The organism is Tepidimonas taiwanensis (genome assembly GCF_020162115.1).
GTDB lineage: Bacteria > Pseudomonadota > Gammaproteobacteria > Burkholderiales > Burkholderiaceae_C > Tepidimonas > Tepidimonas taiwanensis.
The window spans coordinates 62,908-79,336 of record NZ_CP083911.1 but is presented as its reverse complement, the minus strand read 5'-3'; the positions used below and the strand labels follow the sequence as shown (position 1 = coordinate 79,336).

Annotated in this window: 14 protein-coding genes; 8 read left to right on the top strand and 6 right to left on the bottom strand. The window is 70.4% G+C overall.

Annotated elements, in window-relative coordinates; translation table 11 throughout:
* Nucleotides 1-111: 111 nt before the first annotated feature.
* The gene (locus tag LCC91_RS00405) at nt 112-531 is read right to left on the bottom strand and encodes an Lrp/AsnC family transcriptional regulator (RefSeq protein ID WP_043700752.1); all 420 of its coding nucleotides are present in this window, start codon (nt 529-531) and stop codon (nt 112-114) included.
* Between the two features lie 170 nt (nt 532-701).
* On the opposite strand from LCC91_RS00405, the gene LCC91_RS00400 reads away from it, so the two are divergent.
* A complete protein-coding gene (locus tag LCC91_RS00400; protein ID WP_043700750.1) occupies nt 702-1,769 on the top strand; it encodes an ornithine cyclodeaminase in 1,068 nt (355 codons plus the stop codon).
* Nucleotides 1,770-1,984: 215 nt separating this feature from the next.
* On the opposite strand, the gene LCC91_RS00395 is transcribed toward LCC91_RS00400, so the two are convergent.
* Entirely contained in the window at nt 1,985-2,449 is a 465-nt protein-coding gene (locus LCC91_RS00395; RefSeq protein WP_043700747.1) for an Lrp/AsnC ligand binding domain-containing protein, read from the bottom strand.
* A 236-nt stretch (nt 2,450-2,685) separates the two neighbouring features.
* Between LCC91_RS00395 and putA the strand changes: the two genes are divergently transcribed.
* Nucleotides 2,686-6,294, top strand: a complete 3,609-nt coding sequence (gene putA, locus LCC91_RS00390) for a bifunctional proline dehydrogenase/L-glutamate gamma-semialdehyde dehydrogenase PutA (protein WP_143897656.1) — start codon at nt 2,686-2,688, stop codon at nt 6,292-6,294.
* A 42-nt stretch (nt 6,295-6,336) separates the two neighbouring features.
* Here the strand turns inward: putA and LCC91_RS00385 are convergent, their stop codons facing one another.
* The gene (locus tag LCC91_RS00385; RefSeq protein ID WP_043700742.1) at nt 6,337-7,053 is read right to left on the bottom strand and encodes a YggS family pyridoxal phosphate-dependent enzyme; all 717 of its coding nucleotides are present in this window, start codon (nt 7,051-7,053) and stop codon (nt 6,337-6,339) included.
* A gap of 12 nt (nt 7,054-7,065) precedes the next feature.
* Here LCC91_RS00385 and LCC91_RS00380 point away from each other — a divergent pair, with 12 nt between their 5' ends.
* From LCC91_RS00380 to LCC91_RS00370, 3 genes are read left to right on the top strand one after another with little or no spacing between them, the layout of a single operon-like run.
* Nucleotides 7,066-8,109 carry a type IV pilus twitching motility protein PilT gene (locus LCC91_RS00380; RefSeq protein ID WP_043700740.1) on the top strand — a complete coding sequence of 348 codons (1,044 nt, stop codon included), beginning with the start codon at nt 7,066-7,068 and terminating at the stop codon, nt 8,107-8,109.
* Nucleotides 8,110-8,128: 19 nt separating this feature from the next.
* Nucleotides 8,129-9,265, top strand: coding sequence for a PilT/PilU family type 4a pilus ATPase (locus LCC91_RS00375; protein WP_043700739.1), 1,137 nt, complete (start codon nt 8,129-8,131; stop codon nt 9,263-9,265).
* A 32-nt stretch (nt 9,266-9,297) separates the two neighbouring features.
* Nucleotides 9,298-10,212, top strand: coding sequence for an NAD(P)-dependent oxidoreductase (locus tag LCC91_RS00370; protein WP_043700736.1), 915 nt, complete (start codon nt 9,298-9,300; stop codon nt 10,210-10,212).
* Nucleotides 10,213-10,335: 123 nt separating this feature from the next.
* On the opposite strand, the gene LCC91_RS00365 is transcribed toward LCC91_RS00370, so the two are convergent.
* The 3 genes from LCC91_RS00365 to LCC91_RS00355 are packed head-to-tail and all read right to left on the bottom strand — an operon-like array spanning nt 10,336 to nt 12,065.
* Complete coding sequence (locus tag LCC91_RS00365) at nt 10,336-11,007, bottom strand: BON domain-containing protein (protein ID WP_052231551.1); 672 nt, start codon at nt 11,005-11,007, stop codon at nt 10,336-10,338.
* Nucleotides 11,004-11,618 carry an SIS domain-containing protein gene (locus tag LCC91_RS00360; protein WP_043700733.1) on the bottom strand — a complete coding sequence of 205 codons (615 nt, stop codon included), beginning with the start codon at nt 11,616-11,618 and terminating at the stop codon, nt 11,004-11,006. The genes LCC91_RS00365 and LCC91_RS00360 overlap by 4 nt, the downstream gene beginning before the upstream one ends.
* An 18-nt stretch (nt 11,619-11,636) precedes the next feature.
* Nucleotides 11,637-12,065, bottom strand: a complete 429-nt coding sequence (locus LCC91_RS00355) for a YraN family protein (protein ID WP_043700731.1) — start codon at nt 12,063-12,065, stop codon at nt 11,637-11,639.
* Between the two features lie 28 nt (nt 12,066-12,093).
* Between LCC91_RS00355 and rsmI the strand changes: the two genes are divergently transcribed.
* The 3 genes from rsmI to LCC91_RS00340 are packed head-to-tail and all read left to right on the top strand — an operon-like array spanning nt 12,094 to nt 16,344.
* Nucleotides 12,094-13,002 (top strand): 16S rRNA (cytidine(1402)-2'-O)-methyltransferase, encoded by a 909-nt coding sequence (rsmI, locus tag LCC91_RS00350; protein ID WP_052231558.1) that lies wholly within the window; start codon nt 12,094-12,096, stop codon nt 13,000-13,002.
* 29 nt (nt 13,003-13,031) lie between these two features.
* Nucleotides 13,032-13,697 carry a DUF502 domain-containing protein gene (locus LCC91_RS00345; protein WP_043700728.1) on the top strand — a complete coding sequence of 222 codons (666 nt, stop codon included), beginning with the start codon at nt 13,032-13,034 and terminating at the stop codon, nt 13,695-13,697.
* Nucleotides 13,684-16,344 carry a bifunctional acetate--CoA ligase family protein/GNAT family N-acetyltransferase gene (locus tag LCC91_RS00340; protein WP_058616594.1) on the top strand — a complete coding sequence of 887 codons (2,661 nt, stop codon included), beginning with the start codon at nt 13,684-13,686 and terminating at the stop codon, nt 16,342-16,344. The genes LCC91_RS00345 and LCC91_RS00340 overlap by 14 nt, the downstream gene beginning before the upstream one ends.
* Nucleotides 16,345-16,429 lie beyond the last annotated feature (85 nt).

Genomic DNA, 16,429 nt, shown 5'->3' with positions numbered 1-16,429 from the left:
ACGGCCCACGGATGCCGGGTGTCAATGTGACCGCAGCAGCGACCCAGCCACCGCGGCACGAGCGCGCGAGTGGCACCTTGTGCATACACACCGAACCGTGTTGGCCGCCCCTCAGCGGTAGGTGCGCAAGTGTATGCTGGTCTCGGTGCTGTGGATGCCTTTGATGAGCCGGATGCGCTCGAGGATGTCGGAGAGTTCGTGCATCGATGTGGCCTCCAGCTCCGCGAGCAAATCCCATCGGCCGTTGGTGTCGTGCAGCTTGACGACCCCGGGCTCGCCAAGCAGGCTGGCGATCACCGCGCGGGTCTGGTTGCCCTCGACCAACACACTCATCCAGGCACGGATGCGCTCGGGCTCCGCCTCCGGGCGCAGGCGCACCGTGTAGCCCAGGATCACGCCCGCGTCCTCCAGCTTGCGCAGCCGGTTGGTCACCGTGCCGCGCGAGACCCGCAGCTTGTGCGCCAGATCGGCGACGCTCAGCCGCGCGTTGCGGCGCAGCAGCGAAATCAGGGCCTGGTCCAGTTCATCCATGGTCGTCGGGTGCGGGTTGGTCGATTTGCTCAGGGCACTCTGCCATTTCGACAGTTTTCGCCCATTTCGACAACATTTTGCCGTTTTACATTGACAGCGGCCTGCGGGAGACTCTCGGCACACCCATTTTTTGATGCTTTTTCCATTCCAAACATCCCCGGAGACTCCCCATGCGCCATCCTGCCACCGCCCGCGTTGCCACCCGCTACCTCAGCGCCCCAGCGCTGGTGCAGCTCGTGCAGACGCTCGGTGTCGAGGCCTGCCTGCGCGGCATCGCCGACCACATCCGCGAGGACTTTTGCCGCTGGGCGGACTTTGACAAGTGCGCCCGCGTGGCCAACCACTCGCGCGACGGCGTCATCGAGCTGATGCCGATCGCGGACGAGCGGCTCTACAGCTTCAAATACGTCAACGGCCACCCGAAAAATACGCGCGAGGGACTGCCCACCGTGATGGCGTTTGGCGTGCTCGCCGACGTGGCCACCGGTGCACCGCTGCTGCTGAGCGAGCTGACGCTGACCACTGCGCTGCGCACTGCGGCGATGTCGGCGCTGGCCGCGCAGGCGCTGGCGCGCCCCGACAGCCGCGTGATGGCGCTGATCGGCAACGGTGCGCAGGCCGAGTTCCAGGCGCTGGCGTTCCAGCACCTGCTGGGCGTGCGCGAGCTGCGGCTGTTCGACGTCGACCCGGCCGCCACCGACAAGCTCGTCGCCAACCTGCAGGGCAGTGGCCTGACGCTCACCCGCTGCGCCAGCACCGCCGAGGCCGTGCGCGGGGCCGACATCGTCACCACCGTCACCGCGGACAAGACCAACGCCACCATCCTGACGCCCGAGATGATCGCGCCCGGCATGCACATCAACGCCGTCGGCGGCGACTGCCCGGGCAAGACCGAGCTGCACCCGGACGTGCTGCGGGGCGCGCGCGTCTTCGTCGAGTACGCGCCGCAGACGCGCATCGAGGGTGACATTCAGCAGCTGCCGGCCGACTTTCCGGTCACCGAGCTGTGGGAGGTGCTCACCGGGCGGGCAGCGGGCCGACACGACGCGGCCGAGGTGACGGTGTTCGATTCGGTCGGCTTCGCGCTCGAGGATTACGCGGCGCTGCGCTTCGTCCACGCGGCGGCCGAAAGGCTGGGCCTCGGCGAGACGCTGGACCTGATCCCGGACCTGGACGACCCGAAGAACCTCTTCGGCCTGCTGCGCCCGCGGGCGGCGGCGCTGCGCCGCGCGGCCTAGTCGCCACGGATCCCCTGCCGAGCAACCGGTCACCGTGTCACCCGTCTCGGCACCGTTGGCCACCCCAGAGTGGTCAATGGCGCGGGCGCGTACACTGCCACATCCACCCGTGCGCGCCGCAGAAGGCAACGGTTCCCCCGAAGAACTTACCCGTTGCCCCTGTGCGCCCCCGGTTGGCATTCCCCACCCCTCGTGATACGCTGCCACCCACGCGGTCAGAACAGCGGCAGGTGGTGGGTGTTCTTGACCTCCTCCATCACGGCATACGTGCGTGTCTCGCGCACCCCCGGTAGTTGCCACAGCACGTCGCCGGCGAAGCGCCGGTAGTCCGCCATGTCCGCCACGCGCGTCTTGACGAGATAGTCGAAGCCGCCGGCCACCATGTGGCACTCCAGCACCTGCGGCGACGCCTGTACCGCCGCCTTGAACTGCTCGAACACGTTCGGCGTCGTGCGGTCGAGCAGCACCTCCACGAACACCAGCAGCCCGCCGCCCAGCTTGGCGGGATTGAGTCGCGCCTCGTAACCCAGGATGTAACCCTCCCGCGTGAGGCGCTGCACGCGCGCCAGCACCGCCGTGGGTGACAGCGCCACGGCCTCGGCCAGCTTCAGGTTGGTGATGCGCCCGTCGCGCTGCAGCACGTCGAGGATGCGCAGGTCGATGCGGTCAAGATCAGGCATGGGACGTCCGTTCGTGCAAAGGGTGGTGGGCCGCACAGGCCCCTCCCGCGGGCTGACAACGGCGCGCCCAGCGGTCTGGCCGGCCGCGGGCTGCCCGGGCAGCGGCACCAGCTGAATCCGTGACGGCATCGGCCGATGATATCGTGATTTTTATCTAATTTATACGCAAAAAACCGACTTTCATTTCGTCAAAACCAGCGCAGACTGTCGCCATCGCAATCCCGCAAGGCTCCCCCATGAACGCCACCGTCCCGCCCCGCTGGCTGCGCCCCGACAACACCACGTGCGCCACCCCGCCCTTTGCCGACGGCCCGATCGAGCGCGCCGCCACGTCGAGCGCCCTGCCGCCGCTGCACCGCGCGCCGGAAACGGCGCTCGTGCCCCGTCTGCTGGAACAGGCCCGCCTGAGCGACGCGCAGCGCGCGCGCGTCGCGGCCCTCGCCCAACGGCTGGCCGCTACGCTGCGGCAGCGCGCGCCGCAACGCGGCCGCGAGGGGCTGGTGCAGGCGCTGTTGCAGGAATATTCGCTGTCGTCGCAGGAGGGCGTGGCACTGATGTGTCTGGCGGAAGCACTGCTGCGCATCCCGGACGCCGCCACGCGTGACGCGCTGATCCGCGACAAGATCGGGCGCGGCGACTGGCGCGCACATGTCGGCAAGAGTCCGTCGCTGTTCGTCAACGCCGCCACCTGGGGGCTGCTGCTGACCGGCAAACTCACCGCCACGCACAGCGAAGACGGCCTGGGCGGCGCGCTGACCCGGCTGCTGCGCCGTGGGGGCGAACCGCTCGTGCGCCAAGGGGTGGACCTGGCGATGCGCCTGCTGGGCGAGCAGTTCGTCACCGGCCAGACCATCGCCGAGGCGCTGCAGCGCGCGCAGCGGCGCGAGGCGCAGGGCTTTCGCTACTCGTATGACATGCTGGGCGAAGCGGCGCTGACCGCCGAAGACGCGCAGCGCTACTTCGACGCCTACCGTGCGGCGATCGACGCCATCGGCGCGGCCAACGCCGGTCGCGGCGTCATCGACGGCCCCGGGGTCTCGATCAAGCTGTCGGCACTGCACCCGCGATACAGCCGCGCCCAGTATGCGCGGGTCATGGACGAGCTCTACCCGCGGCTGCTGGCGCTGGCGCAGGCGGCGCGCGCGGTCGACATCGGATTGCACATCGACGCGGAGGAGTGTGACCGGCTGGAAATTTCGCTGGATCTGCTCGAGCGCCTGTGCTTCGAGCCGTCGCTCTCCGGCTGGCAGGGCATCGGCTTCGTGATCCAGGCGTACCAGAAGCGCGCCACCGCGGTGGTGGAGCACGTCATCGCGCTGGCGCGACGCAGCGGCCGCCGGCTGTTGGTGCGGCTCGTCAAAGGCGCGTACTGGGACAGCGAGATCAAGCGCGCCCAGCTCGACGGGCTGGACTATCCCGTCTACACGCGCAAGGCGTACACGGACGTGTCGTACCTGGCCTGCGCGCGCGCGCTGCTGGCCGCGCCAGATGCGGTGTTCCCGCAGTTCGCCACGCACAACGCCCACACGCTGGCGGCCATCCACGAAATGGCCGACCCCGCGACGTGGCACCCGCACCAGTACGAGTTCCAGTGCCTGCACGGCATGGGCGAGCCGCTGTACGAGCAGGTGGTCGCCCCGGTCAGTGCCGGGGGCCTCGGGCGCCCGTGCCGCATCTACGCGCCGGTGGGCACGCACGAAACGCTGCTGGCCTACCTCGTGCGGCGGTTGCTGGAAAACGGGGCCAACACGTCTTTCGTGCACCGCATCGCCGACCCGCACATTTCGCTCGAGGCGCTGACCGAAGACCCCGTGACCACCGTCGAGCGCTGGGCCGCTGCCGAGGGCGCGCCGGGCCTGCCCCACCCGCGCATCGCCGCGCCCGCGGCCCTGTACGGCGAGCCGCGCGCCAACAGCGCCGGGCTCGACTTGGCCGACGAAGATACGCTGGCGCGTGTGGACGCGGCACTGGCCGCCAGCCGCGCGGCACCGCTCGACGCGGCACCGCTGCTGGCCCCGACCGTTCCGGCGTCCGACGACGGCCCGACGCGCGTCATCGTCAACCCCGCCGACGTGCGCGAGCGCATCGGCACGGTACGCGAGGCGACCGTCTCCCAGGTCACGGCTGCGGTCGATGCCGCCTGCGCCGCCGCCACAGCGTGGACCTGCACCCCGGCGGCCGAGCGCGCCACGGCGCTGGCGCGCGCCGCCGACGCGCTGCAGGCCGACCTGCCCGCCTTTGTCGCGCTGCTCACGCGCGAGGCGGGCAAGACCGCCGCCAACGCCGTGGCCGAGGTACGCGAGGCGATCGACTTTCTGCGTTACTACGGCGCGCAGGTGCGCGATGCGCACTGGCCCGGGGACGCCGCGCCGCTCGGGCCGGTGGTGTGCATCAGCCCGTGGAACTTCCCGCTGGCGATCTTCACGGGCCAGATCGCCGCGGCGCTGGCCGTGGGCAACCCGGTGCTGGCCAAGCCGGCCGAGCAGACGCCGTTGGTCGCGGCGCGCATGACGGCGCTGCTGCACACCGCGGGTGTGCCGCGCGATGTGCTGCAGCTGCTGCCGGGTGCGGGCGAGACGGTGGGTGCCGCGTTGGTGGCCGCCCCCCGCATCGCCGGTGTGGTCTTCACCGGCTCCACCGAGGTCGCGCGGCTGCTGCAGCGCGCGCTGGCCCACCGTGTGCGGCTCGACGCCGACGGCCGCGCCCACCCTGTGCCGCTGATCGCCGAAACGGGCGGACAAAACGCGATGATCGTCGATACCTCCGCGCTGCCGGAGCAGGTCGTGCAGGACGTCATCACTTCGGCGTTCGACAGCGCAGGGCAGCGCTGCTCGGCGCTGCGCGTGCTGTGCGTGCAGGAAGAGGCAGCGGACCGGCTGCTCGCGATGCTGCGCGGCGCGGTCGAAGCATTGCGCGTGGGCAACCCGGCCCGGCTGGCCACCGACGTCGGCCCGGTGATCGACGCCGAGGCGCGCGGGCGTATCCTCGCCCACATCGAGGCGATGCGCGCGCGCGGCTGCCGCGTCTGGCAAGCGGCGCTGCCGCCCGAGGACGCCAGCGCCGGCACCTTCGTGCCGCCCACCGTGATCGAACTCGACGGCCTCGCGCTGCCCGAGCGCGAGGTGTTCGGCCCCGTGCTGCACGTGCTGCGCTGGCGGCGCGAGCAGCGCGACGCGCTCATCGACGCGATCCACGCCACCGGCTACGGCCTGACCTTCGGCGTGCACAGCCGCATCGACGAAACCATCCATGCGCTCACCGGCCGTGTGCACGCCGGCAACCACTATGTCAACCGCAACATGGTCGGCGCGGTGGTGGGCGTGCAGCCCTTCGGTGGCGAGGGCTTGTCGGGTACCGGCCCCAAGGCCGGCGGGCCGCTGTACCTGTACCGGCTGCTGGCGCAGACACCGGCGGACGCGCTGCGGCGCGCGCTGGCCTTTGCCGGTGCGGCCGACCCCGACGACTGGCGCGCCCCGGTGGTGCTGCGCGGCCCCACGGGCCAGCGCGACGAGTACCGGCTGCTGCCGCGCGGCCGCGTGGGGTGCGTGACCACCGACGGTGCGGTACGGGAACGGATGGCCGCGGCGGTGCGGGCGGCGGGTGCCGATGCCATCCCCGCCGCCGATGCCGCGGGCCTGGGCGAGGTGGAGACCGTGCTGTTCGACGGCGATGCCGCCGCGCTGGTAGCGCTGCAGCAGGCCCTGGCCGCCCAAGCAGGCCCGGTGGTCACCGTGCACCGCTGGGACGACCGTATGACCGTGCCCCTGGCGGCGCTGACCGAGCGCAGCGTCAGCACCAACACCGCGGCCGCGGGGGGCAACGCCACCCTGATGGCGCTGGATTGAAGTCGACCGAACGACCAAGCGCGCGCGGGTTGCGCCGCCGGATCAACCGCCCGGAGCGTAGACCCGCCGCCCGAAGATCGCGCTGCCGACCCGCACCATCGTGCTGCCGGCCGCGATCGCGGGCTCCAGGTCGTCGCTCATGCCCATCGACAGCGTGTCGAAATCCACGGGGTTTCCCAGCGCGGCGCGCACCTCGGCGAACAACGCCGCCACGCGCGCAAACACCGCGCGGGCAGTGTCGGGATCGGGCGCCGGGTCGGGGATCGCCATCAGCCCGCGCAGGCGCAGCCGCGGCAGTGCCGCCACCGCGCGTGCCAGCGCCAGCGCTTCCTCCGGGGGCACCCCCGCCTTGGTCGGGGCACCGTCGATATTGACCTGCAAGCACACGTTCAGCGGCGCGAGGTGCGCCGGGCGCTGGTCGCTCAAACGCTGCGCGATCTGAAGCCTATCCACTGACTGCACCCAGTCGAACGCCTCGGCCACCGCGCGCGTCTTGTTGCGCTGCAGCGGTCCGATGCAGTGCCACGCCAGCCCCGTCACGCCCGCCTCGCGCAGCGCGGCGATCTTGGCCAGACCTTCCTGAACATAGTTTTCGCCAAACGCCGTCTGCCCCGCGGCCGCAGCCTCGGCCACCGCTTCCGGGCCAAAAGTTTTGGACACCGCCAAGAGCCGCACCGCCGACGGCTCGCGCCCGTGGCGTGCGCACGCTGTTGCAATGCGCTCACGGACAGCTTGGAGATTGCGCGCAATCGTTGCCATAATCTGCGGAATATGGACGTAACACAGCTGCTGGCCTTCGCGGTCAAAAACAAAGCTTCTGACCTCCACCTCTCTGCGGGCTTGCCCCCGATGATACGGGTACACGGTGACGTGCGGCGCATCAATGTCGAGCCGTTGGATCACAAAAAGGTGCACGCCATGGTGTACGACATCATGACGGATGCGCAGCGCAAGGCGTACGAGGAGTTTCTGGAGTGCGACTTTTCGTTTGAAATTCCGGGGTTGTCGCGTTTTCGTGTCAACGCGTTCAACCAGCACCGCGGTGCGGCGGCGGTGTTCCGCACCATCCCGTCGAAGGTGCTGACGCTGGAGGATTTGAACTGCCCGCGCATCTTCGCCGATCTGGCGATGAAACCGCGCGGACTCGTCCTGGTGACCGGCCCCACCGGCTCCGGTAAATCGACGACGCTGGCCGCGATGGTCAACCACCGCAACGAGCACGATCCGGGACACATCCTGACGATCGAGGACCCGATCGAGTTCGTGCACGAATCGAAAAAAAGCCTCGTCAACCAGCGCGAGGTCGGCCCGATGACGCACTCGTTCGCGGCGGCGCTTCGATCGGCGTTGCGCGAAGACCCGGACGTGATCCTGGTCGGTGAGATGCGCGACCTGGAAACCATCCGCCTCGCGATGACCGCGGCCGAAACCGGCCACCTGGTCTTCGGCACCCTCCACACGTCGAGTGCGGCCAAAACCATCGACCGTATCGTCGACGTCTTCCCCGCGGAAGAAAAGGAGATGATCCGCGCCATGCTGTCGGAGTCGCTGGTCGCCGTGATCTCGCAGACGCTGCTCAAGACCGCCGACGGCAAGGGGCGCGTGGCCGCGCACGAAATCATGATCGGCACCCCCGCCATCCGCAACCTCATCCGCGAAAACAAGGTGGCGCAGATGTACTCGGCCATTCAGACCGGACAGCAGTACGGCATGCAAACGCTCGACCAGGCGCTCATCGATCTGGTGCGGCGCAACGTGGTCACCGCCGCCGAAGCACGCACCAAGGCCAAAAACCCTGAAAATTTCCCGCTCTAACGCAACGGAAGGCCGCAGCATGCAGCGCGACCAGGCCACCCAGTTCATCCACGAGCTGTTGCGGTTGCTCATCAGCCGTAACGGCAGTGACTTGTTTCTGACAGCCGACTTCCCGCCAGCCATCAAGGTCGATGGCGTCATCACCAAGGTCTCGCCGCAACCACTGACGGGTCAGCACACCCAGGCGCTGGCGCGGGCGATCATGAACGACCGCCAGGCCGCCGAGTTCGAACGCTCGAAGGAGTGCAATTTCGCGATCGCACCGGCCGGCATCGGACGCTTTCGCGTCAACGCCTTCGTGCAGATGGGGCAGGTCGGCCTCGTGCTGCGCAAGATCCCAGCCAAGATCCCGACGATCGACGAGCTGGGGCTGCCGCCGATCCTCAAGCAGCTCGCGCTGGCCAAGCGCGGCATCTGCATCGTCGTCGGCGGCACCGGCACCGGCAAATCCACCACACTGGCGGCGATGCTGGACTGGCGCAACGAGCAAACGCACGACCACATCGTCACGGTCGAGGACCCGGTGGAGTTCGTGCACACGCACAAAAACTGTATCGTGACGCAGCGCGAAATCGGCATCGACACCGAGAACTGGGACATCGCACTCAAAAATGCCCTGCGCCAAGCCCCCAACGTCATCCTGATGGGCGAGATCCGCGACCGCGAAACGATGGAGCACGCGATCTCGTTCGCGGAAACCGGGCACCTGTGTCTGGCCACGCTGCACGCCAACAGCGCCAACCAGGCGATGGAGCGCATCATCAACTTCTTTCCGCACGAGCGCCACGCCCAGCTGCTCAAGGACGTCTCGCTCAACCTGCGCGGCATGGTCGCGCAGCGGCTGCTGCCGCGCGAGGACGGCAAGGGGCGTGTGGCCATCGTCGAGGTGCTGCTCAACACTGCGTTCATCGCCGACCTCATCGCCAAAGGCGAGGTGCAGGAGATCAAGGAAGTGATGAAGCGCAGCACCGAGGTGGGCATGCAAACATTCGACCAAGCCCTGTTCAACGCCTTTGAGTCCTATCTGATCTCGTACGAAGACGCCGTTCGCTACGCGGATTCGCAAAACGACGTCAAAGTCCGCATCAAACTCGAGAGCCGGCGCGCGCGCAACATGGATCTGGCCGCCGGTACCGAGCACTTGCAAATCCTTTGAACCCCTTTCGCTTGACGGGATATTGCCGCGTCATGTCGACCGCTCACCGTAAGCCCTCGTATGAGCCCTGCGAGCCGCGCCGTGTCGCTTTTATCGGGTTGGGCGTGATGGGGGCTCCCATGGCCGCTCACCTGGCCTATGCGGGGCACGCCGTCACCGTCTACAACCGAACGGACACCAAAGCCCGGGCCTTCGTGGCGCAATACGCCGATCATGGCGTGCGCATGGCCGCAAGCCCCCGCGAGGCCGCCGCCGGGGCCGACATCGTCTGCGCCTGCGTGGGCAACGACGACGACCTGCGCGCCGTCACGCTCGGCGACGACGGTGCCTTTGCGGGCATGCGCGACGGCGCGATCTTCGTCGACCACACGACGGCGTCGGCTGCGGTCGCGCGCGAACTCCACGCCATCGCCCGCGAGCGGGGGCTGCATTTCGTCGATGCCCCCGTCTCCGGGGGGCAGGCCGGCGCCGAAAACGGCGTGCTCACCGTGATGTGCGGCGGCGACGTCGAGCCGTTCGAGCGCGCGCGCCCGGTGATCCTCGCCTATGCCCGCGCCGTGACGCGCATCGGTGGCAGCGGCGCCGGACAGCTGGCCAAGATGGTCAACCAGATCTGCATCGCCGGGCTGCTGCAGGGGCTGTCCGAAGCGATCGCCTTCGGTCAGCGCGCGGGGCTCGACATGCCGCTGGTGCTGGACGTCATCGGCAAGGGTGCCGCGCAGAGCTGGCAGATGGACAACCGCGGCAAGACCATGGTCGAAGACCGCTTCGACTTCGGCTTTGCGGTGGACTGGATGCGCAAGGACCTCGGCCTGGTGCTGGACGAAGCCCGCCGCAACGGCGCGACGCTGCCGGTCACGGCGCTGGTGGACCAGTTCTACGCCGACGTGCAGCGCATGGGCGGCGGGCGCTGGGACACCTCCAGCCTGATCCGTCGTCTTCGTTGAGCCCGCCGCCCCTAACGGGCGCAACCCACCGTCCCCCGCCTGTCATACCGCCCCGACCGGGGCGGCTCGGCGTCTGATCCGGCACCCTGTCCCGCCCTTGGTCCGCGGGCAGGTGGCACTTGGTCAGCGGCTGGGCGCGGCGCTTTCGCCCGTGGGTTTGGCGGGCTGCAACCGCGCCAGATCGGCTTCGCTCAGGTACTCGAACACGCGCACCACGCGCTGCACGCCCGGCACGGCGCGCGCGATCTCGCTCGCACGGTCGGCCTCGCGTTTCGTCACCAGCCCCATCAGGTACACCGTGCCGCGCTCGGTGACGACCTTGAACGCGTTGGCCTGCAGATCAGCGGCGTCGACGAACGCGGCCTTGACGCGCGCCGTCACCAGCGCGTCGGCCGAGCGCGCGGTCAGCGACGGCGAGCCCATCACGGCCAGCTCGTCCACCAGGCCGGCGACGTTGTCCACACCCTGCACGATGCGCAGCGCCGTCTGCCGGTCGGCTTCCGACGCCACCTCGCCGGTCAGCAGCACGCGGCGGTTGAAGCTGGTGACGCTGATGCGCGCGCGCTCGCCCAGCTGTTCGCGCAGGCGGTTCGCGGCCTTGAGCTCGATGGCCTGATCCTCGACCTGCGCACCGGTGGTGCGGCGGTCGGTCGCCACCAGTACCGTGCCGCCCACCGCGGCACCGGCGACCAGCGGGGCGCACCCGCTCAGCGGCACCAGCAGCGCCGCGGCGGACAGGGTCACGATCAGCGCGCGCCACGGGGTCGCGTGCGGGCGGAATGCAGGGGTTTTCATGGTTCGACGGTCTCCGTTTCGGCGTCGTCGCCGAGCAGTTGGACATCCAGGGCATCGCAGACGGCGTGCAGCGCGACCAGGTGCGCCTCGACGACGCGCGCCGGCCGCTCGGTCGGCACCGCCACCAGCACGTCCGTGTCCTTCAGCGCATCCAGCACGTCCCCGGGCCGCGCGCCCGTGAACGCCACCACCGCCATCTCGCGCTCGTGCGCCGTGGCGATCGCGGCCAGCGTGTCCGGCCCGGGCGCCCCGGCGGCCAGCACCACCAGCACATCCCCAGGCAGCCCGAGCGCGCGCAGCTGCCGCAGCCAAGGCCAGGACGCGGCCTCGCCCCCTGCCGCGACTGCGGTAGAGATAGCGGGGTTCGTGCCCAGCGCCAGCGCCGCCAGCTCCGGCCGTTCACGCTCGAAGCGGCCCACCAGCTGGGCGACGAACGCCTGCGCCAGCGCGGCCGACACGCCGCTGCCCCACACCAGCACCTTGCCTCCGGCGGTCAGCCCCGACAGCAGCACGCCGACCGCGGCATCCAGCGCCGCCCCGACGGCCTGGGCGCATTGGTACTGCAGGTCCGCGCCATCGACGAAGTGTTGCTGGATACGGTGCACGAGCATGGGCGCGATCTTAGCGGGTCAGCCGTCGGCCGCCGTGGCGTCGAACGCGCCGCGCAGCCACTCGATCCGAGGCGGGGCCGCGCCGTCGAGTTCCCCGTCGATCAGCACCGCGTCGAACCGGCACGGGGGCACGCGCGGCAGCCGCGCGAGGTAGTGGCGCGCCGCCCAGACGATGCGGCGCTGCTTGTGCCAGCCGATCGACGCGGCGGCGCCGCCGTGGTCGGTGCGGGTGCGCTGGCGCACCTCGACGAACACCAGGGTCCCGTCGGGCTCGGCCATAATGAGGTCGATCTCGCCCCCACCGCGCCCGGGGCTGCGCACGTTGCGGCGCACGAGACGCAACCCCGCGTCGAGCAAATAGCGCAGCGCCGCCGCTTCCGCCGCGTCGCCCCGGGTTTTGGTGGCCGGGCGGCCCGCCCGCGCCGTCTGCTGCCGATCCGTTGCCATCGTGAACGACCTCCCCCTGTCCGCCGGTCTGCCCGCCTCGCCCGACCACGCCGGTCCCCTGGCGCGGCTGGCGCGCGACCAGCATTATCCGGCCGGGGCGCTGTACGTCGTGGCCACCCCGATCGGCAATCTGGCCGACATCACGCTGCGCGCGCTGTACGTGCTCACCCTTGCCGACGCCATCGCCTGCGAGGACACGCGCCACACGCGCCACCTGCTGCAGGCCTATGGCGTGCAGGCGACGCTGCTGGCCGTGCACGAGCACAACGAGCGGCAGGCGACCGAGGGAATCCTCGCGCGGCTGCGCGCCGGGGAGCGCATCGCACTGGTCAGCGACGCGGGCACGCCCGGCGTCAGCGACCCCGGCGCGCGCCTGTGCGCAGCGGTGCGCGCGGCGGGGCTGCGCGTCGTGCCGGTGCCAGGGCCGAGCAGCGTCACCGCGCTGCTGTCCGTCGCCGGCATCGCGGAGGGCGCGGTCACGTTCGTCGGCTTTCTGCCCCCGCGGGGCGCGGCGCGGGAGCGCGCGTGGCAGCGCTGGCGCGCGCTGGACACGGGGCTGGTGTTGCTGGAGTCACCGCACCGCATCGACGCCCTCGCGCGCGAGCTGGCCGCGCTCGGCGAGCGGCCCGTGACCGTCGGGCGCGAGCTGACCAAGCAGTTCGAGGAGATCGCCACCCTGCCCTGCGCGGCGCTCGAGGCGTGGCTCGCCGCCGACGCACAGCGCCACCGTGGCGAGTTCACGCTCGTCGTGCACCCGCCAGCCGCGCCCCCGGCCGACGACGACGCGCTGCCCGCCGAGGCGCAGCGCGTGCTGGCGCTGCTGCTGGCCGAGCTGCCGGTCAAAACCGCCGCCCGGCTCGCCAGCGCCATCACCGGCGTGCCCAAGGGGGCGCTGTACCAGGCGGCGCTGGCGCAGCGCGCCGTGTCGCCGGACTGACATCGATCCCTGCTATACCGCGGTTCGCGATGAAACGCCTGTCCCAATACTTCCTGCGCGGGCTGCTGGCGGTGCTGCCGATCGGCATCACGCTGTACTTGCTATACGCCCTGGTCGTGTGGTCGGAGCGCTTCGCGCTGACCCTGCTGCGGCCGCTGATCGGCGACTTCTACGTGCCGGGCCTGGGCCTGGTGCTGGCTGCAGCGCTCGTGCTGCTGGCCGGTTTTCTCGTCTCCACCCACGCCACGGCGCGCCTGTTGAACTGGGTGGAGCTGCCGTTCACCAACCTGCCGGTCGTCAAGAGCATCTACTCGTCGCTCAAGAGCTTTGCCGACTACTTCGCGCCGCATCGGCGCGACGCCACGCCGCAACAGGTGGTCATCCTGCGCCCGCCCGGTGCCGAGTGGGAGGTCGTGGGGCTCGTCACGCGCCACCACCTGCACGGTCTGCCGGCCGGCTTTTTGCCGGGCGACCGCGTCGCGGTCTACCTGCCGATGGGGTACATGATCGGCGGCTACACGGTGTTCGTGCCGCGCGCCTGGATCACCCCGATCGACATGTCCGTGGAGGAGGCGATGCGCTCGTCCTTGATCGCGTGGATGGCCGCCTCCCCGCCACGCGGCGCGGCGCCCCCGTCGACGCCGCCCTCTCCCGCCCCTGCCCAACCGGAGACGCGCCCGCATGAGCATCCGTAACCTCGAATTCCTCTTCGCGCCCCGCCACGTCGCGGTGTTGGGCGCGTCGGACCGGCCGCACAGCGTCGGTGCCACCGTCTGGCGCAACCTCGCGCGCGGCTTCCGGGGTGAGCTGTTCGCCGTCAACCCCCGCCAGCCGGATCTGGGCGTGCCGGTCGCGCGTGATCTGGACGACCTGCCGCACGCGCCGGATCTGGCCGTGATCTGCACGCCGCCGGCCACCATGCCGCGTCTCATCGCCGCGCTAGGGGCGCGCGGCACGCGGGCGGCGGTCGTCGTCACCGCCGGGCTCGATGCCCAGCAAAAGCAGGCGATGTTGGACGCCGCGCGCCGCCACACGCTGCGCATCCTTGGGCCCAACTGCATCGGCATGCTGGTGCCGCACCTCGGTCTCAACGCGAGCTTTGCGCACGCCGACGCGCAGCCAGGACAGATCGCGTTCGTTTCCCAGTCCGGCGCGCTGGTGACGGCCGTGCTCGACTGGGCCAACGACCGCGGCATCGGGTTTTCGCATTTCGTCTCGCTCGGCGAGCACGCCGATGTCGATTTCGGCGACATGCTCGACTACCTCGGCAGTGACGCGCGCACGCGCGCGATCCTCATGTACGTCGAGTCGGTCACGGCGCCGCGCAAGTTCATGTCGGCAGCGCGCGCCGCGGCGCGCAACAAGCCGGTGATCCTCGTCAAAGCGGGCCGCTCCGCCCAGGGCAGCCGCGCGGCGGCGTCACACACCGGGGCGCTGGCGGGCTCGGACGAGGTGTTCGACGCCGCCATCTCGCGGGCGGGGATGCTGCGCGTCAACACGCTGCACCAGCTGTTCCTCGCCGTGGAGCTGCTGGCGCGCTTCCGCGACAACCGCAGCGAGCGGCTGCTGGTGCTGACCAACGGCGGCGGCGCGGGCGTGATGGCGGCGGATGCCGCGGCCCACATGGGGGTCGAGCTGGCAACGCTCTCCCCGGACATGATCGCGCGCCTGGACGCGGTACTGCCGGGCAACTGGTCGCGCGCCAACCCAGTCGACATCATTGGCGACGCGCCGGCGCAGCGCTACGTCGATGCGCTGCGCATCCTGCGCGAGGACCGCGACAGCGCGATCCTCTTCATTCAGGCGCCGACGGCGATCGTGCCCAGCGAGACGATCGCCGAGGCGCTGCTGCCACTGGCGAGCGAACGCCCGCCGCGCGTGCTGGGCTGCTGGCTGGGGCACGGCGCGGTCGCCGAGGCCCGGGCGCGTTTTCGCGCCGCGGGCATCCCGGACTACCCGACGCCCGAGGAAGCCGTGCGGGCGTTTTCCTTCCTGCGGCAGTACCACCGGCACCAGGCGGAACTGATGGAGACGCCCCCGGCGCTGCCGGCGGGCCTGGCGCCGGACCTCGACGGCATCCGCCGCCTGGTGCACGAGGCGCTGGCAGCGGGGCGCGAGTGGCTGACCGAACCGCAGGCCAAGGAGCTGCTGCGGCTCGCCGGGGTGCCGGTGACACCCGTGCGCACGGTTCCCCCTGATCCGATGGCCGCCGCCACCGCCGCGGAGGCGCTGGGCTACCCGGTCGTGCTCAAGATCCTCTCGGAAGACATCACGCACAAGTCCGACGTCGGCGGGGTGCGCCTCAACCTGCACAGCGCGCAGGAGGTGGTGGAGGCGGCGCGCGCGATGCTCGCGCGCGTGGCCGAGCGGCGGCCCGACGCGCGGCTGGCGGGCTTCACGGTGCAGCCGATGGTGCAGCGCCGGCACGCACACGAGCTCATCATCGGCGCCAGCATCGATCCGCTCTTCGGTCCGGTCATCCTCTTTGGACAGGGCGGCATCGCGGTGGAGGTGGTCGCGGACCGGGCACTCGCCCTGCCGCCGCTCAACGTCGCACTGGCCGAGTCGCTGATCGAGCGCACGCGCATCGCGCGGCTGCTGCGCGGCTACCGGGACGTGCCGCCGGCGCACCGGCCCTCGATTCACACCGCGCTGCTGGCGGTGTCGCAGCTGCTCGCGGACGTGCCGGAAATCGCCGAAATCGACATCAACCCGCTGGTGGTCGATGCCGAAGGGGCCGTCGCGCTGGACGCGCGCGTGCGCGTGAGCGCCGACCGACCCGGCGGGGCGGCGCGCTTCGCGATCCGCCCCTACCCGCAGGAGCTCGTGGAAACCGTCGCGTGGCAGGGCGGGACGATCACCGTGCGCCCGATCCGTCCCGAGGACGAGGCCCAGCACCTCGCCTTCCTCGAGAAGATGGACCCGGAAGACATCCGGCTGCGCATCTTCTACAGCCGCCGCAGCATCGAACACTCGGAGCTCGCGCGCCTGACGCAAATCGATTACGACCGCGAGATGGCCTTCATCGCCACCCGCACCGGGCCCGATGGTCGGCCGGAGACGATCGGCGTCGTGCGCGGCATCTGCGACCCGGACAACGACACCGCCGAATACGGCATCCTGGTGCGCTCGGACCTCAAGGGCCGTGGGCTGGGGCGGCTGTTGATGGAGCGGCTGATCCGCTACCTGCGCGGTCATGGCACGCGCCGCATCGTCGGCACCGTGCTGCGCGAGAACAAGGGCATGCTCGCGCTGGTGGAGCGGCTCGGCTTTGCCATCCGCCCACACCCGGAGGATCCGGATCTGCGCTGCGTCGAGTTGCCGCTGCAGCCCGGTGGTTGATGTCCTGACCGTTCGTCGCTTTTTTGCTGCAATGCAACAAAAAGGGCTTGCATTCCGGCGGCGAGTCCCTATACTTGGACTCATG